Annotated in this window: 13 protein-coding genes; 7 read left to right on the plus strand and 6 right to left on the minus strand. The window is 43.8% G+C overall.

Features of this window, described 5'->3' with window-relative positions; genetic code table 11:
• The first annotated feature begins 8 nt into the window (after window positions 1–8).
• Both ACFGVR_RS07055 and ACFGVR_RS07060 read left to right on the plus strand, forming a co-directional pair.
• Window positions 9–797, plus strand: a complete 789-nt coding sequence (locus tag ACFGVR_RS07055; protein WP_448702026.1) for an SDR family oxidoreductase — start codon at window positions 9–11, stop codon at window positions 795–797.
• A 141-nt stretch (window positions 798–938) separates the two neighbouring features.
• Window positions 939–1,958: a zinc-binding alcohol dehydrogenase family protein gene (locus ACFGVR_RS07060; protein ID WP_448702027.1), complete on the plus strand. Its 1,020-nt coding sequence runs from the start codon at window positions 939–941 to the stop codon at window positions 1,956–1,958.
• A 203-nt stretch (window positions 1,959–2,161) separates the two neighbouring features.
• On the opposite strand, the gene aat is transcribed toward ACFGVR_RS07060, so the two are convergent.
• The 5 genes from aat to mqnB form a co-directional block, all read right to left on the minus strand.
• Entirely contained in the window at window positions 2,162–2,791 is a 630-nt protein-coding gene (gene aat, locus ACFGVR_RS07065) for a leucyl/phenylalanyl-tRNA--protein transferase (protein ID WP_448702029.1), read from the minus strand.
• A gap of 9 nt (window positions 2,792–2,800) precedes the next feature.
• Complete coding sequence (locus ACFGVR_RS07070) at window positions 2,801–4,738, minus strand: DUF3857 domain-containing protein (RefSeq protein ID WP_448702030.1); 1,938 nt, start codon at window positions 4,736–4,738, stop codon at window positions 2,801–2,803.
• Complete coding sequence (locus ACFGVR_RS07075; RefSeq protein ID WP_448702031.1) at window positions 4,738–6,705, minus strand: DUF3857 domain-containing protein; 1,968 nt, start codon at window positions 6,703–6,705, stop codon at window positions 4,738–4,740. Before ACFGVR_RS07075 ends, ACFGVR_RS07070 begins: the two co-directional genes overlap by 1 nt.
• A 226-nt stretch (window positions 6,706–6,931) precedes the next feature.
• Window positions 6,932–7,834, minus strand: coding sequence for a menaquinone biosynthesis family protein (locus ACFGVR_RS07080; protein WP_448702032.1), 903 nt, complete (start codon window positions 7,832–7,834; stop codon window positions 6,932–6,934).
• Between the two features lie 8 nt (window positions 7,835–7,842).
• Window positions 7,843–8,457: a futalosine hydrolase gene (gene mqnB / locus ACFGVR_RS07085; RefSeq protein ID WP_448702033.1), complete on the minus strand. Its 615-nt coding sequence runs from the start codon at window positions 8,455–8,457 to the stop codon at window positions 7,843–7,845.
• A gap of 111 nt (window positions 8,458–8,568) precedes the next feature.
• Here mqnB and ACFGVR_RS07090 point away from each other — a divergent pair, with 111 nt between their 5' ends.
• From ACFGVR_RS07090 to ACFGVR_RS07105, 4 genes are all read left to right on the plus strand, one after another.
• Complete coding sequence (locus ACFGVR_RS07090; protein WP_448703032.1) at window positions 8,569–8,985, plus strand: 6-pyruvoyl trahydropterin synthase family protein; 417 nt, start codon at window positions 8,569–8,571, stop codon at window positions 8,983–8,985.
• 10 nt (window positions 8,986–8,995) lie between these two features.
• On the plus strand, window positions 8,996–9,634 hold the full coding sequence (gene folE / locus ACFGVR_RS07095) for a GTP cyclohydrolase I FolE (RefSeq protein ID WP_448702034.1): 639 nt from the start codon (window positions 8,996–8,998) through the stop codon (window positions 9,632–9,634).
• Window positions 9,635–9,740: 106 nt separating this feature from the next.
• Window positions 9,741–10,622, plus strand: coding sequence for an ACP S-malonyltransferase (gene fabD, locus ACFGVR_RS07100; protein WP_448702035.1), 882 nt, complete (start codon window positions 9,741–9,743; stop codon window positions 10,620–10,622).
• A 70-nt stretch (window positions 10,623–10,692) separates the two neighbouring features.
• Window positions 10,693–14,430, plus strand: coding sequence for an ATP-binding protein (locus ACFGVR_RS07105; protein ID WP_448702036.1), 3,738 nt, complete (start codon window positions 10,693–10,695; stop codon window positions 14,428–14,430).
• Between the two features lie 475 nt (window positions 14,431–14,905).
• On the opposite strand, the gene ACFGVR_RS07110 is transcribed toward ACFGVR_RS07105, so the two are convergent.
• Window positions 14,906–15,838 (minus strand): hypothetical protein, encoded by a 933-nt coding sequence (locus ACFGVR_RS07110; RefSeq protein ID WP_448702038.1) that lies wholly within the window; start codon window positions 15,836–15,838, stop codon window positions 14,906–14,908.
• Between the two features lie 285 nt (window positions 15,839–16,123).
• On the opposite strand from ACFGVR_RS07110, the gene ACFGVR_RS07115 reads away from it, so the two are divergent.
• Window positions 16,124–17,665 carry a glycoside hydrolase family 10 protein gene (locus ACFGVR_RS07115; RefSeq protein WP_448702039.1) on the plus strand — a complete coding sequence of 514 codons (1,542 nt, stop codon included), beginning with the start codon at window positions 16,124–16,126 and terminating at the stop codon, window positions 17,663–17,665.
• Window positions 17,666–17,676: the final 11 nt, after the last annotated feature.

Below are 17,676 nucleotides of genomic sequence, written 5' to 3' on the forward strand. Positions count from 1 at the left end.
CCAACCACATGAACTTACAACTAAACGATAAAGTAATTATAGTAACCGGCGGAGCCAAGGGTATCGGCGAAGGCATCAGCAAAGTATTAGCCGGAGAAGGCGCTATACCGGTAATTGTTGGCCGCAAAGCCAACGATAACGAAGCTGTAGTATCGGCTATTGTAGCTGCCGGCGGAAAAGCCTTCCAGGTTGCCGCCGAACTATCCGACCCGAATGAATGCAAAAAAGCAGTTGACGCTGTGATTGCTCACTTTGGCAGGATTGATGGCCTGGTGAACAATGCCGGTGTTAACGATGGTGTTGGCCTGGAGAATGGTACTTACGAAGCTTTTATGGCATCACTGCATAAAAACGTGGTGCATTATTACCTGATGGCACATTATGCGTTGCCGGAATTAAAAAAATCGAAAGGCTCTATCCTGAACATCACCTCAAAAACCGCCGAGACCGGCCAGGGTAATACTTCGGCATATGCCGCAGCTAACGGCGGCCGTAACGCCTTAACCCGCGAGTGGGCCGTTGAACTGCTGAAATACGGCATCCGCGTAAACGCGATAGTTGTAGCCGAATGCTGGACGCCTGCTTACGATACCTGGATAAGTGGTTTGGCTAACGCGGAAGAAAAACTAAAGGAAATAACTTCGAAAATACCTTTAGAGAACCGCATGACCACCGCCGAAGAAATAGCTAACGCAACAGCTTTCTTATTGTCAGAACGATCAAGCCACACCACCGGCCAGATCATCCATGTGGATGGGGGTTATGTGCATTTAGACAGGGCACTGGCGAACGCATAATACACCATTTATGTCATGCTGAACTTGTTTCAGCATCTCACAGGACAAGCGGAATTGCAAGGCGCAAACTTTGCATGAGGGATCCCGAAACAAGTTCGGGATGACCTTTCTCTTTTTTAATAATTGTTAAGTTAACACATAATGAAAACATTAGTATGCACCACCCCGGGAAGCTTTGAATACCAGCAAGGTACAAAGCCCGAATTAACACCCGGACATGCTATCATTAAAATAAAAAAAATAGGCATTTGCGGCACCGATCTGCACGCCTTTGAAGGTACGCAGCCTTTTTTTTCGTACCCGCGTATTTTAGGCCACGAGTTAGGCGGCGAACTGGTAGATTTTGACGATGCGCCGGGCTTTACCAAAGGCGAAGCGGTAACTTTTATCCCTTACTTTAATTGCGGAACATGCATCGCCTGCCGTTCGGGTAAGCCCAACTGTTGTACCCATATTAAGGTGTTTGGTGTACATATTGATGGCGGCATGAGCGAATACGTTTCCGTTCCGTCGTACTCATTAATACATGGCGAAGGTTTAAGTACCGACGAACTGGCATTGGTTGAGCCTTTGGCTATAGGTGCGCATGGCGTTCGCCGTGCCGATGTACAACCCGGCGAATTTGTGCTGGTTGTTGGCGCGGGACCTATCGGTTTAGGTATTATGGAGTTTGCCCGTATTGCCGGCGCACAGGTTATTGCCATGGATATTAACGAAAACCGTTTAGATTTTTGCAAAAACAAACTCAAGGTACACCATACCATTAACCCGCTAACGCAAAATGTGGATGAGGAGCTCAAACGCATTACCAATAGCGATTACCCAACCGTGGTAATTGATGCCACCGGCAGCCTGAAAGCCATCACCAATGCTTTTGCTTACATGGCGCACGGTGCCAGATATGTTTTGGTAGGATTACAAAAAGGCGAGATCAGCTTTAGCCATCCGGAGTTTCATAAACGCGAAGCAACGTTGATGAGCAGCCGCAACGCAACCCGCGCCGATTTTGAGCATGTGATTGCCTCGATGAAAAAAGGTTTGGTTGACCCGACGAATTACATTACCCACCGTGTTGATTTTGACCAGGTTAAAAGCGATTTTGCCAGCTGGCTCGATCCGGTAAATGGGGTGATTAAGGCGATGGTATCTTTAGCCCCCTAACCCCCTTAAGGGGGAATAAAAACATAAGAAGCAAGTAATGTGTTTTATGAGCGTGGACAAGTGCGATTCCCTCCCTCGGGAGGGTGTAGGGAGGGGTCTATCCATCGAGTATGACGAATTAACCCCTCCCTGCCACATCATGGTCCAACGCACCCCTCCCAAGGGAGGGAATAAAGCCAAACCCGAAGCTTGAAATATAGATATTACTGTTTTAACGCCACCATATACGCGTCGCGAGGTATCATTCGAGCTCCCATTGATTCTAAATGTTCGGTATGCAGTTGGCAATCTATCATTTGGTATTTACCCGTTTGACATAAGGTGGTCAAGGCCAGTTTTGAAGCGTTGCTTACCTTACTAAACATACTTTCGCCGCAAAAAACCTGGCCTACTTCCACGCCATACAAACCGCCAGCTAAAGCATCATCCTGCCAAACTTCAACAGAATGGGCAATGCCTGATTGGTGCAAACGGATATAAGCTTGTTGCATTTCACCGGTTATCCAGGTACCGTCCTGCCCTTTGCGTTTGGTACCGGCGCAAGCTTTAATTACATCGGCAAAGCATTGGTTAAAGGTTACTTTAAATCTATCCGACCGCATCACCTGCCGCATGCTTTTGCTGATGCGCAGTTCATCCGGGTAAAGCACGAACCGTTCGTGGGGCGAAAACCACAAAATGGGTTCGTCTTCGCTGTACCAGGGGAAGATGCCGTTTTGATAAGCCAGTATCAGCCTTTCGGCAGATAGATCGCCCTCAATAGCCAGCAGGCCGTCCTCTTCGGCCAAAGCCGGATCCGGAAAAATTAAGCGTTCATCAAGCCTGAAGATCATCAGGCAAAATTAAGCCTTCTTACGTATTACCAGTTTTTTATTTTGCGCTTTGGCGATATCATCCATATACTGCTGCATTTCGGTATATTTTGCAGCGGGGATAACGTAATTGGTTAAATTAAATGTACTGGTGCTTATCACCTGGTTTTTGGCAGCATCATAAGTGTAACTCAGACTGAAATCGCCATAACTGAATTTTAAATTCGCGTTGGTCGGTAAGGTTTCCACTTCAAAACCCTGTGGCAGATCGATCGTGGTAACACAGGTTTTGCCCATCGGGTGCTCAAAGTAATAATCGGTTTTACGCTTTTCGAGCGGTGGCAAGGTAAGTTGCCAGATATCAAACACCCGTGGCCGGTAAAACTGCTTATTGCCTGCTGCAAGGTCAAAAAAGCGGTCGTACTCCATGCTTAAATTAAGCTGGTTAATGCCATCCTTGTCGTCACCGGGTTGAATATCAAACACTATAGGCTGTTTCATGTGCAGGGTTCTTATCAGCGCCTGTTTTTGTTCATCCAGTTTATAGTGCTGTAAATTCAGGTACATTGCGCGATATTCGCCGCTTGTGTTTATTTTAATATCGGCTTTTGCGCTGCCATCCGCAGCCAGTGTAATATGCACATCGCTTTTAAGCTGGTTATCGGCTATGGTACTGCGCGGGGTATTAACCAGTTTACCGCCATCGGGGGTTATAAGCAAGGCGTTCCGGTTTTCGGTAAAAGTACCTAATTTACCAAATTGCTGTGTATTACTGGTGCATTCAAGCCAGGTGGTATCGCCTTTTAAGGGCACACAAACAATAATATGGTCAAACCTATCGAACGGAAAATCTGTATCTGCCGGCTCGGCGTTTGTTCCGGAATTGACGTATGAAAAATAGGCTGGTATATTCACTGCCTTAAGTAAGGCGGTCATGTAATTAGACAGCCCCTTACAGTCGCCATATTTTTTTTGATCCACAAACGTAGCCGGTGATGGTTTTAATCCACCCATCCCCAGCACAACATTTACATATCGCATATTATGCTGCATATATTGGTATAAAAACTTTACCTTTTCTTTGTCAGTTTTTATATCTGCTGTCATTTGCCGTATCTCTTCTTCCCTGGCCGGTGTTAAAGAGCATACATCAGCATTTACGCCCAATTGCCATTTTCCGTAATTTTGCCATGTGCTGATATCTCCCGATATACCTCCATATTCAAATACATTAGTTGCAAATGATATTTTGGGTATTGTTTGCCACTCAATAGCATCGTCTTCCAGTTTATAAGCCTTCAGGTTTTTTGCTTGCCAGGTGTAGATGTCCAAGCCGTTTTCGACTGTTTTTTGAGGAGCGAGGTTGGTGTTCTTAGTTTTATATCTAAAGCCGATTGTCGGGTTGACAGCAATACGGTAACCTGTATTTTGAACAGCAATTTCCGGTAGTTGTATAACCCATTCGTGCAGATCGAGATATCCGTTTAATTCAATCCCGGTTGTTTTTTCGATGGTTACCGGATAACTCACAATAGTATGTTGTGCGCCCATAGCGCGGTAATCCGTAATCAGTGTACTTGCATCAGCACCTATTGCGCGGTCGTACAGATCGCCTTTGTGATACTTTTTGATCACTTTGCCATCAGCGTCATAAACAATCATCTCTACAGCGCTGGCACTTACGTATTTGCTGTAAAAAACATCTATTATAGCTTCGTCTTTGGCTTTTTCGTTAAGTATAGTTACTATAGAATGCGTTTTGACTAAAGCTTTTCCGGCTGCTTTAACCGTAACATCTTCATAATTATACCGCACAACAGAGTTGGCATCCTTTTTTAGTGAGTCGGGGATGGTGGATGCTTTATATAAGTCGGCGGGGATGTTCTTATCCTGCCCATATGTAGTTAAAGCACAAACAAAAACCGGCAGCAAAAACATTGCCGCGCGGTTGATCAAGTTGTAACGCATCAGCCTTTCTTCAATACAATTTGTTCATTGAGCATCTCGTTCATCTTTTTATAAAAGTTGTGAAACTCCGGGTACTGCTCTTTTAAAAAGATCGTTTTTTTGCAATTGATGGTGTACCTTACAATGATGGCGCCATCCTGCTCTGCCACTATCCTCCGGAAGGTCATGCTCTGATCGGGCATTACCAGCGTTAAACTTTTCGGTAATGCGTCAATTTTGTACCCGGCCGGTATTTTGTACGAGCCATTGATAGAGTAACTGCTCAGGTAACCAAAATCGATATTGGTTGATCGTGTCTCGCTTAAAAAGGGATTGCTTTTAAGTTCGCTGAACAGGTTTGGATTGAAGTAAATATAATCGCCGTCCGATCCGGTAAGTGCCAGTTTAAAATGTAATTTCTGGCTCAGCGGCAAGGTGTCAACATCCAGGTTTTCCAGTTTCAAATCGGCAACGGTAAGATTGTTATCGTTATCTTTTAAAAATGAGGTATATTTTTCTTCCCCGTCTTTTTTATATTTTTCGGTGATCTTTTGTTTAAAATAGCTTGTGCTGCTTATTTCTGCAGCTCCCTCCATTTTCCCTTCCGGTTTAATTTCGGCTGTGATCATTATTGTTTGCCTGGCCGGCGTCTCTTTGGTCAGGTAAAAAGTATCATACACCTTATCTTCTTTGCTAATGTATAATCCCGTTGAATTTAAAAGATTACTTGGTGTTTCATTATAGCTGTTATACTTATTGCTGGCATCCAGCAAATAGTAATGTGTACTATCAACCGGTATATACGTTACCGCGCGGTTAAATTGCGACAAGTAAGGATATACCGGGTTTACCATGCCATGGTCGCGCGTGCTAACAACCATTGGAAACGCTTTTACGCCCGAGCTTTTTAACAAATGATATACTATAATATTAATCTCGGTTGCATTGCCTGTTTGTTTTTCCCATGCTTTGGGTGTCCCGTCGCTAGTATACCAACGATCGATCTCATTCCATTTCATACGGGTTTTAACGGTGTTAAAAATATAGGCTATCTTCTCATCGTCGGTATGCAGGGTTTTGGCTTTAGCAATTATCTCTTCCTCGCCTTTCAATTTCTTTTTAAGCTGATCGCCAAAATCCTCGTCATCGGCAAGTGCACCGCCAACCTTAGGCCAGCTGTCGGGTATGCTATGTACAAAATCGCCTTCGGGCTTTACCGATACCAGCTCTAATAATACGCAAGCCAGGTTATCTGCTTTTGATCGCATAAAGGGCTCTTCCACCAGTGAAGGTATCGAATCCATCACCCTGGTTTGCCTGTCGGTGAGTATAGTATACGAGCCGACCACTTTTGCGTTTCCGGCTTCGGATTTATTATAAGTATACGGTATATAACCTTTGGTTTGGTTTTTAAAATAAAACCAATCGGGTATTTCGGTCGTGTATTCGCTGTATTTTACCGGGATATGATTTTGAAAATACCAGTCGGGCACATCCGCATACCGGTTTGTTTGCCAGCGGTATTTAAATTCAATTATCGAGCCCGGTTTAACATTGGGAAAGGTAAATACAATTGCTTTTTCAACTTTATCAATCACCTGGTTGTAGATCAGCTTCGAGTCAAGCTTAGTGATCTCGGCTTTTCCGTTCACCTCGTTTATGGTTTCCGCCTGTATCGCTGTTATTGTTTCGCGCGTGCCGCCGCTGCTGTAAAATGCATAATAAGGTATACGGATGTTAGCTTCGTCTTTTCCTTTATCATTAAATATTTTAATGCGGGTTATCCTGTCCATAAAAAGGTTAAGGCGATCATCATAATAAACATCGCCTTTATCATATAATACCAGCGCATTAGCGTCTTTTTCAAAATCACATTGTTTGAGCTCCATATCGGCAAGGTCAACTTTGCCGTAGGTTATTTTTTGCAGCTGGGCAAAGCCAGTATAAGAAGCGGCTAAAAAGCAGAGAAGAGTGACAGTTTTTTTCATTTAGGGTTATTTGGGCCGAAAAATAAATATTGATAATGGAATTAAGAAATATTTTATCGGTCAATTAAACCAATTGCATAAAGGCCAGTCAGATAATTATACGTTTGCATTTTTACTTTTACAGAACAAAAAATGCAAGCCTTACGTATAAAGGTGTATACATTATTTAGTTTAATTTGGTTTGGTTGCAGCTGGTTACTGCAACCTTTTTTATTTTAAGACGGGATTACACGGTCAAAAATATTTGTTGTGTAATTGGTGGGATAACCTCATTCTGCCGGGCTTTTTCGAACAACAGGTTAATAGCTTTGCGGCCTTCGGTGCCCAGGTCGACGGAATATTGGTTAACATACAGGTGGATGTGTTTGTACATCACCTCTTCGCTCATTTCCTGCGAGTGCTGACGGATAAAATCCAACCCCGATTTTGGGTTGGCAAAGGCATACTCTACCGAACGACGCAGCACCCGGTTAATTTTTAATTGTATATCCACCGGTAATTTGCGGTTAACCACAATACCCCCCAGCGGTATGGCACAACCTGTTTGTTTTTCCCAGTAATCGCCCAGGTCGATAAGCTTATGTAAACCTTTATCCTGGTAGGTAAAGCGGTTTTCGTGGATGATGAGGCCCAAATCAATTTTTCCTTCAATCAACGAGGTTTCTATTTCATTAAACCTCATTTCGATCTTATTTTCAGCATCAGGCAAAAACAAACCCAATAAAAAATTAGCAGTAGTGTATTTACCTGGAATACCAATTTTGAGCTTCGACAGTACAGGTGTCATATCAGTTTTTACACTCGACCCAGAATTGCCAACAAACGTTACAGAATTTGCAGGATTAGTAAATCTTGATAAATCGTCTTTATAGATCAGCATCGGACCAACGCCAAAGCCGAGTGCGCTGCCTGAGTCGAGCAGAGCGTACTGATCAACCACGTAAGCAAAGGCATGGTAGCTGAGCTTGGTCACATCCAGCACGCCATTAAAAGCTTTTTGGTTCAGGGTTTCCACATCATCAAAAAAAACCTCGAACTCTAAACCTTCGGTGTCAATTTTATGGTGGATAAGCGCATCGAAAATAAAGGTATCGTTAGGGCAGGGCGAAAAGCCGAGGGTGAGTTTCATAAGGCGAATTATTTATTGCAGCTTGCCAGTTGTTGCAGCAAGTCAACAGCAAATGTATTCAGATTTTTAATGGCCGGCCCTATCTTCCAGGCATCGCGGTTGCGTTTTTCAACGTAATTTGACACAGCCCTGATCTGCGCACACGCCACACCAGCCTGTTTACACGCATAAAAAAATGCCGCACCTTCCATACTCTCTAATTGCGGCTGTAGCCGGTGGCTTATTTTAGCTATGCTATCCTGGTGCCCGTGCACCGTGTTTACCGTAATAGCCTTCACCTGCTTTAATTGGGTAATGGCATTGGTAGCATTAAAACAGCTTTCGCCAAAGCCCAGGGTTTCTATCGGGATAAATTGCTCATCATCCTGTGCGCCCAGTTCGGCCATACGGTCTTCGGTAATTTCTACCACATCGCCCAGGGCAATAGTGCGGTCAAAGCTACCGGCTATGCCTAAGTTGATGGCCAGATCGTACCGGTTATTGGCTAAATGCCTGCCTAATGCAAAAGCTGTGGCCACCATGCCCACACCGGTAATTAAAACAGCAAAAGGCACGTTATTGCCAAAATGATCGGTTAAAGGTTTTATTTCATCCGCTGTAGCGGCAACAATTAATATCTGCATGGTTAATAAACACTAAGGTAAAACTATCGCCGGGTTTTTTACAGCTTAATGATTTTTAGCACAAACTTACAGGCAAATATTTTATGTAAGTTTGCACCTACAATTGTTATGATGATTTACATTACACGCAAGGAACATTTTAACGCGGCACACAAAATGTATCGCGACGAATGGAGCCCTGAAAAAAACCTGGAAGTTTTTGGAAAATGTGCCAATCCAAACTGGCACGGGCATAACTACAATTTGTTTGTTACCGTTAGGGGCCATGTAACACATGCAACCGGCTATCTCATCGATCTGAAAGATCTGAAGGTAATTATTAACGATTACGTGATCGAAAAGCTTGATCATAAAAATATCAACCTGGATGTTGAATTTATGCGTGGCAAAATGGCATCAACCGAGTTGCTTTGTATTGAGATATTTAACCAGCTAAAACAGCCGATAGAAGCGCACGAGGGTGTGTTTTTACATTCGGTTAAACTTTACGAAACCGAAAACAACAGCGCCGAGTATTTTGGCGACTAATCCATCGTACATGAACGACCACGATCACCACCATTTACCCGGCGAAGAACTTGACGGTTACGTGAAAATAGACCGCTATAATCCGGATCTGATCAGCAGTATATCAACCCATTATAAAGATATATTAAAACACGTTGGCGAAGATCCCGACCGCGAAGGGTTATTAAAAACTCCCGAGCGCGTAGCCAAGGCACTGCTTTATTTAACACATGGTTACGACCTTAACCCAAACGAGATATTAAACTCGGCCATTTTTACCGAAGATTACAGCCAGATGGTTGTGGTAAAAGATATCGAAGTATACTCGATGTGTGAGCACCACATGCTCCCGTTTTTTGGCAAGGCGCATATAGCGTATATCCCTAACGGGCATGTAGTTGGCCTGAGCAAAATACCCCGTGTGGTTGATGCCTTTGCCCGCCGGCTACAGGTACAGGAACGCCTGACCAACGAAATTCGCGATTGTATACAAAATGCGTTAAAACCATTAGGCGTTGCCGTTGTTATGGAATGCAGGCATTTATGTATGAGCATGCGCGGTGTGCAAAAGCAAAATTCGGTAACAACAACATCGGCTTTTACCGGCGAGTTTTTACAGGATAAAACCCGTGCTGAAGTTTTACATTTAATATCGTCGAAATTGAGCTAAGCACCGTAACCCCTCAAAAGGGGAACCGGAAGGCAAATATAAAAACCTAAACCAAACATGACTCTTATTCCCCCTTTAGGGGGTTAGGGGGTTCACTAACTAAACAATGAAAGCATACATTTTTCCAGGACAAGGCGCCCAGTTTGTGGGTATGGGCAAAAACATCTACGACGAATCTGAATACGCCCGCGGCCTTTTTGAGCAAGCCAACCAGATCTTAGGTTTCAGGATAACCGATGTAATGTTCAACGGAACCGAAGAGGACCTGAAACAAACCAACGTTACCCAGCCTGCCATATTTTTGCACTCGGTAATTTTGGCTAAAACTTTAGGCAACAGGTTTCAGCCCCAAATGGTTGCCGGCCACTCATTGGGTGAATTTTCGGCCTTAGTTTCGGCGGGTGCCCTGTCATTTGAAGATGGTGTACGCCTGGTAGCCGCCCGCGCCAATGCCATGCAAAAAGCCTGCGAGGTGCAACCATCAACCATGGCTGCAATTTTAGGTTTGGATGATTTTACTGTAGAAGATATTTGCGAACGTGTAAGCGATGTGGTAGTTCCGGCAAATTATAACTGCCCGGGGCAACTGGTCATATCGGGTACTATTGCCGGGGTTGATAAGGCATGCGAAATGCTGCTGGCCGCCGGTGCTAAACGGGCGCTTAAATTAAACGTTGGCGGTGCTTTCCATTCGCCGTTAATGGAGCTGGCAAAAAAGGAACTGGAAACAGCCATTGTAGCCACCGAAATTAAAAGTCCGGTTTGCCCGGTTTATCAAAACATTGATGCCAAACCATATACCGATGCGGCAAACATTAAAGCTAACCTGATAGCGCAGCTTACCGGCCCCGTTAAATGGACACAAACCATGCAACGCATGCTGCAGGATGGCGCCACTCAATTTATTGAGGTTGGCCCGGGCAATGTTTTACAGGGCCTGGTTAAAAAAGTTGATCGCGCGGTTCAAACCGAAAGTGCAGCGCTTTAGTTAAGGTTATTGCGGTAACTTTAACTTAGGTGCTTAATATTTATATTAAATTTATCTCAATACAAAAACTTTGAACGCTGCTGCTAAAATACGCTGGTTACTAACGCTTATTTGTTTAAGCTTGTTTTTAACCGCTATAATAGCGCGTAAAACATACAGTCCAGGTAAAAACCTGGAGAGCAGCGCCAAAACACTCGAAGCCCATTTAAACCAAAAAGAAGAGCGTGTAGCCGGGTATATTAACGATGCGGATAATTTTACACGCTTAAAAAACATCAGCAACGATGAGGATTTTGCCTTGCAATTGGTTGATGTGGCTAAGAATGAAAAGATCTATACCGCAACTTACAAAAACAGCCAGTTAATTTATTGGAGCGATATACGCGTATTACCTAATGATATTTCGGAGATAAAGGAAGGCAGCTCGTTTATCAAGGAAGGTAACGGCTATTACGAGGCCATTAAAAAAACAGAGCGCGATTTTTCCGTTGTTTTTTTCATCCCTGTTAAAAACAGCTATAATTACCAGAACGCGTATCTTAAAAACATCTTTTCACCCGATCTTTTACAGGATGATAACATCACGATAACCAACGACGAAGACAAGGTTGGTTATAATATTTACACCTACAACCATCATTACCTGTTTTCGGTTAAGCTGGCAACCAATAACGATCTTAACCACTTTTTTGCCTACATACAGATCTTGCTGTGGTTATCCGGCTTATTACTGCTTTGCGCATTAACCCATAACCTGGCACATCGCGTTGCCAAAAGAGGTTATGTTTTGAGCTCATTTGCTATCATGGCCATTTTTATCGTGGCATTGCGTTATATAAACCTGTTCTACAAATGGCCGGATATTTATGCCGCAGTACCCTTATTCGACCCCTCGTATTATGGATCGGGTAGATGGTTCCCGTCGCTTGGCGATTTTGTGATCAATATATTGCTGGCCACCTGGTTTTCGGTATTTATTTACACGCATCGTTTCAACTTGATCAAACCGGTACAGAGCAAGGGCCGGAGCTATGCTATTTGTGTTGGATGCGTTTTGTTTTTGATTGGTTTATCTACCGGCATATTGGGCCTGTTTAAAACGCTGATATTTAATTCGAAGATCAACTTTGATGTCAATAACGTACTTAACCTTACCTCATTCAGCCTTATTGGCGTAACCGCGTTATGTTTCGGTTTTTTAATTTTCATCCTCTTTAGCGAAACAATTTTGTGCCTGAGCCTGAAATTGAATATACCGCACCTGCACAAACTTATCATTTTTCTTTCGTTCATATTCGCGGCTACGGTATACGAGATCATACAAAAAGACTTTTCGGATTTTTACCTGCTATGGTCGTTACTGGTCATTATACGGGGTTACGCGGTTTATTGTGATTCGGGCAAGTTTAGCGCGTTAACCTATATCGGCATTATTATTATCTGTTCGTCAGTATCGTCGGTTAAACTGTATGTGTATCAATCAGTCAAAGAAAAAGATACCCGTAAAATACTGGCGCAAAAACTCGAATCGGCCAGCGACACCACTGCCGAATACCTGTTTAAGCAGATAGAGGACCGGCTCATCACCGACACGGTAGTTCTTGCCTATTTTGAAGGTGGGCCACGTAACTACAACTATCTGCGCGACAGGTTTCAAAAGCTTTATTTCGACGGATATCTTTCCAGGTACGATTTTAAAACCTACGAGTACGATGACCTGGACAAATGGATATCGGGCAGCGAAGCATTCGATCTTTACGACTTTAAGCAACTGGTGCAGTTAAGCGCCATTAAGGTTGGCCATACACGGTATTTTTATAAGCCCAATAACTCGTTTGGCTTTCAAAGCTATTTCGCCATGATCCCTATCCAGGCCGACTCGGTTACTTTGGGTACTATGGTTATCGGGCTGCAATCTAAACCTTTTAGAAGCGTAGAACCTTTCCCCGAACTGCTTACCGAAAACTCGTTATACCAGGCCGACGATTTTAAAGGCTATTCGTATGCGTTTTACAGCGACGGCAAATTATTGAATCAAAGCGGTAAATATATTTACAGCCTGGCCAATTTTGGGTTTGCCGGCAAGCTTAAACAATTTGTTTACAAAACCTCGCTGGGGGATAGCACCGGGACGGATAGAACCCATTATTCGCATTTAATTTATCAGCCTTCTGAGCGCGAGATCATTGTGGTTACCAAAGAAGACGATATGTTTTATAGTGGGATAACTTCGCTTACTTTTTTCTTTTTGGTGTTCCTGGCGTTTAATCTAATTGTATTGGGATGCATTTACGTATGGAAAAACTATAACAGCCTGATCAGGATACAATCATTTAAATGGGTTTTTTGGGAAAACTTTGATAAGGTATTGTATAAAACACGCATCCAGGTTTCGATGGTGTTCGCAGTGGTGATCACCCTGGTGATCATCGGTGTTATTACCTTTCTTTCTGTGCGCAATCAATACCTGAGCCAGCAGGATCAGATCATCCACGATAAGATGGCACGTATTTCCATCGCGTTTGAAAAACTCAACCTGGCCGACAAAATTGCGACGGCTTCAACCGAATCATCCCAACTTGAATTTAATACTTTTGCCAACACCTATTCGGCCGACCTGACCCTGTATAATAAAGATGGCGAGGAGCTTTTAACCACGCAGCCCAAACTATACGAAGCCAGGTTGATAGAGCCACGCATGAACGCCAAGGCGTTTATTTATTCGAGCCGTTTAGAAAAGTCGGGCTTTATTAACCCCGAGGTTATTGGCACGCTGGATTATAAAGCGGCTTACGCGCCATTACGAAATGGCAAACACGAAATTATAGGATTTTTACAGCTGCCCTATTTTGCCAACGAGGCCGAATACCGCGAACGCATAGGGGCATTTTTAAACACCATGATCAATGTGTACGCCCTGGTATTTATAGCCATAGGCTTATTTGCGATAGCTATTGCAAGGCAAATAACTACACCCTTAACGTTGATACAGCAAAGTTTAAGTAATACCATTTATGGTCGTGAAAACGAGCCTATCCAATGGAACCATAACGATGAGATAGGCTCGCTGATCAAAGAATATAACAAAATGATCGCTGCGCTTGAGAACAGCGCTCAAAAACTGGCACAATCCGAACGTGAAAACGCCTGGCGCGAAATGGCCAAGCAGGTAGCGCACGAAATTAAAAACCCGCTAACACCATTAAAACTGGGCCTGCAATTGCTCGAAAAGGCCTGGCGGGATAAGGATCCTAAGTTTGACCTGAAGTTTGAGCGTTTCAGCAAATCGTTTGTGGAGCAGATTGATAGCCTTTCGCGTATAGCGTCGGAGTTTTCAAACTTTGCCAAAATGCCCGAAACTAAGATGGAGCGTTTTAATTTGTTTGATGTGATAACCCAGGCTACCAACATTTTTAAACAAACCGATAATTTTGAAATTGTTTATGCCCCGCCAGCTACTGCCAGCTTTTTTATTATGGCCGACAGGGACCAGATACTGCGCTGCTTTAATAACCTGTTAAAAAATGCCATTGAGGCCGTCCCGGCAGACAGACAAGGGGTTGTTGAAATTAGATATGTGATTACCGGCGACGAGATCTATATTAAGATAATTGATAACGGCAGCGGGATACCCGAGGCTTTGCGCGAGCGGATATTTGTACCCAACTTTACCACCAAAAGCTCGGGCACCGGCCTTGGCCTGGCGCTGGTAAAAAATGCTATTGTATACGCAGGTGGCACTATTTCATTCGATACGGAGTTAGGTAAGGGTACCACATTTTATATCAGTTTCAGGGCCTCTGCGTAAGGTAATCTCGTAATAATTTTGTATATTGTGTTGTTTAGCCGGAAGCGCGAAGCTGAAAGCCAGAAGCATAAAGACTGCGAAAATTTCTTACAATTCCCCCCCTGGGAGCAGAGGCAAGAATCAAGAGCCAGGAATCAAGACTAAAACAATTGTGAAATATTCTTACAATTTCCCCCCTGCTGTTAATGATTGAAGGACTGAATTGTTGAATGATTGATTGTTTTTTGCTTGGGTAACGCGGATTGCAAATCCGGGCTAAAGGAAGTTTCTCCGTGCGTCATTGCGAGGTACGAAGCAATCCCCGACTTACAGAGCGGCTTTGCAAGTTCGACCTTCAAGTCGGGGATTGCCACGCTATCGCTCGCAATGACGCGTGGTGATTTTTTCTTTGAAATACCGACAAATACCCCTCTGTCTCTAACAAAAAAGGGACACCTTGCGGTATCCCTTTGTATGATGTTTGAAATTGTTTAGCTTATTTTAAGGTGAAACTGGTTTTGCCCATGGTGTATCCATCCGCATAAAGCAATACGGTGTACACTCCTTTTTGGAACGGGTTAGGGTTTGTCCACTCGATGGTATAACCGCTGCCATCGTCTTTAAAATCAATAGCAGTTTTATAAGTAAACTGCAGTTCCTGCCCATCGGTTTGAAAATTACCCGAATCGGACGAAGTGATGAGGTTACCGGTTGGGTCAATAACCCGTACAAAAATATCGTGCAAACGTTTTTCGGCTACAGCGTTACCTGCAACTGTAAAGTCTATCTTGATCTTTTTGGTAGCTGCTGCGCGGGTTTTGGCTACCTCTTTACCGCTCGATCGCACTTTTAAAGGCGTAACATTAATATTGCCGATCTTTAAGGCCGAGGCAATAGTTACCTTGTTATTGAGGTCTTCGTTTTGTTTTTGTAAGGTAGTGGCTTTTTCACTAACCGTAGCCAAATTGGTTTTTAGTGTATCGCGCTCTGATGTGAGGGATTGGTTTTGCTTTTTCAGATCTTCAATATCGGTAGTGTATTTAGTTACAAAATAGCGTAACTGCTTCACATCTTCCTGGGCCTTGGCCAGTTCTTCGGCGGTAAGCTTGCCATTATATAACTTTACCCGCAGGCTTTTTATTTTGGCTTTCAGCGAATCGTTACTGGCCATTAAAGCTTTTGATAACCGGGCTTTGCCGGTATTGGCCTGTTCCAGCTGGTTCTCTAAACTATCAATTTGAGTTTCGAGGTGAGTTTTTTGTGCTTGCAGGCCCTTGTTTTCGGTTAAATAAACTGTTCGCTGGTTGTCGTTCTTTTTATTGCTAAACCATAAATAAACATTGGTTATTAACAGTGCGGCGAGCACTACAATTAAAAAATAAACAACATTCGAATTTTTTTTGGGGGTTTGGTTTTGCTGTTGATCCATATCATCAAGTAGTTAGTTGGTCTTCGGAATAAACGTGTTTTCTCGGTAATGTATTATGGTAGTATGAATAAGCCCTCTAAGATATGTTTTTTTAATGTTTTTATGCACCCTGGCAAATTTAACAGTGGCGACACTTATTGTGCGCACTTTAACTTTAGTAAAAATAAATTACGGGCAAATTGTTTGCAACTGATACAAATATTTATGCAACTCCATCAGTATGAGTTAAATTTCTTAACCATTAGCCGGGGATTAATATCTTTGCACCTTTAATTTTGTTCCCTGATGGCCCATCAAAAAAGATCGCTGATAACCGTTTTATGTTTTTTTATAACCATCGTAAATGTACATGCCCAGGTTAAGCCCGATCCGAAACGTGAGTTTAGAGGCGTTTGGATTGCTACGGTAAGCAATATCGACTGGCCGAGCGCCAGGAAATCAACCACCGAAAAACAAAAACAAGACCTGATAGACATCCTGGATTCGCACCAGGAAACAGGCATTAACGCTATTGTCTTCCAGATCCGCCCTGAGGCCGATGCTTTTTATGCCAAAGGAACCGAGCCGTGGTCGCGCTGGTTAACCGGGAAACAGGGTGTGGCTCCCGATCCGTTTTACGATCCCCTGGATTTTGCCATTACCGAAGCGCACAAACGCGGCATGGAACTGCACGCCTGGTTTAACCCGTACCGCGCTACCTTCTCGCCAAACGAATCACTTTTAAGTGCTAACCATATTACCAAAATTCACCCCGAATGGTTTTTAACCTACGGCGGCACAAAGTTGTTCAATCCGGGGTTACCCGAAGTGCGCGAATACATTGTAAAAACCATTTTAAACGTGGTTGATAATTACGATATAGACGGCGTGCATATGGACGATTATTTTTACCCTTATGCCATTGCCGGGCAGCGTATTAACGATACCGAAGCTTTTAACAAGTACAACAACGGCATTACCAATATTGAAGACTGGCGCCGCGACAATGTGAACCGGCTGATCAAAATGCTGACAGATAGCATACACGACCATAACCCGCGCATGAAGTTTGGTATCAGCCCTTTCGGGATATGGAAAAACAAGCGGCAGGATCCGGAAGGATCGGTATCGCGCGGCGGCGATTCGTATTACGAGCTTTATGCCGACTCGCGCAAATGGGTAAAAGAAGGCTGGGTGGATTACATTACCCCGCAAATTTACTGGCCGTTTGGCAACCCGCCCGCAGCGTTTGAAAACCTGGTAGACTGGTGGAGCAATAACGCTTTCGGCAGGCATTTATACATCGGGCAGGCAGCTTATCGCATCGGCGAACAGCGCAGAACATCAGGATTTCATTCGGCTGCCGAAGCGCCGAACCAGATGAAGTACCTTCGTAAAAACGACCGCATACAGGGCAGTATCTTCTTTAGCTCGGCATCGCTCACGGCAAACCCATTGGGTTTTACCGATTCGCTCAGGGAAAATTATTACAATAACCCGGCATTGCCCCCGGTAATGATCTGGCTCGACTCGATAGCGCCTAACCCGCCTAAAGGGTTTGATATTGCCATTAAGCCGCGCTCATTTGTACTCACCTGGAAAGCGCCCGACCTGGCAAAAGACGGAGAACCTGTTTACGGTTACGTAATTTACAGGTTTGAAAACGCCGGGCCAAAGCTGCCGATGGATGATCCTGCAAACATTCTGCATATTCAGTACGATACCGCTACGAAATTTGAGGATAAGACCATACAGGCGGGTAAAGTTTATACCTATGTGGTTACGGCGATAGACCGGCTGAAGAATGAAAGTTACCCTTCAAATCCTGTAAGGATAAGTACGAAGTAGGTGAGTGGTTA

Source organism: Mucilaginibacter aureus (assembly GCF_053514885.1).

Coding starts and splice junctions, on each gene's coding strand:
- ACFGVR_RS07055 (WP_448702026.1), top strand. CDS start 9: ATGAACTTACAACTAAACGATAAAGTAATTATAGTAACCGGCGGAGCC.
- ACFGVR_RS07060 (WP_448702027.1), top strand. CDS start 939: ATGAAAACATTAGTATGCACCACCCCGGGAAGCTTTGAATACCAGCAA.
- aat (WP_448702029.1), bottom strand. CDS start 2,791: ATGATCTTCAGGCTTGATGAACGCTTAATTTTTCCGGATCCGGCTTTG.
- ACFGVR_RS07070 (WP_448702030.1), bottom strand. CDS start 4,738: ATGCGTTACAACTTGATCAACCGCGCGGCAATGTTTTTGCTGCCGGTT.
- ACFGVR_RS07075 (WP_448702031.1), bottom strand. CDS start 6,705: ATGAAAAAAACTGTCACTCTTCTCTGCTTTTTAGCCGCTTCTTATACT.
- ACFGVR_RS07080 (WP_448702032.1), bottom strand. CDS start 7,834: ATGAAACTCACCCTCGGCTTTTCGCCCTGCCCTAACGATACCTTTATT.
- mqnB (WP_448702033.1), bottom strand. CDS start 8,457: ATGCAGATATTAATTGTTGCCGCTACAGCGGATGAAATAAAACCTTTA.
- ACFGVR_RS07090 (WP_448703032.1), top strand. CDS start 8,569: ATGATTTACATTACACGCAAGGAACATTTTAACGCGGCACACAAAATG.
- folE (WP_448702034.1), top strand. CDS start 8,996: ATGAACGACCACGATCACCACCATTTACCCGGCGAAGAACTTGACGGT.
- fabD (WP_448702035.1), top strand. CDS start 9,741: ATGAAAGCATACATTTTTCCAGGACAAGGCGCCCAGTTTGTGGGTATG.
- ACFGVR_RS07110 (WP_448702038.1), bottom strand. CDS start 15,838: ATGGATCAACAGCAAAACCAAACCCCCAAAAAAAATTCGAATGTTGTT.
- ACFGVR_RS07115 (WP_448702039.1), top strand. CDS start 16,124: ATGGCCCATCAAAAAAGATCGCTGATAACCGTTTTATGTTTTTTTATA.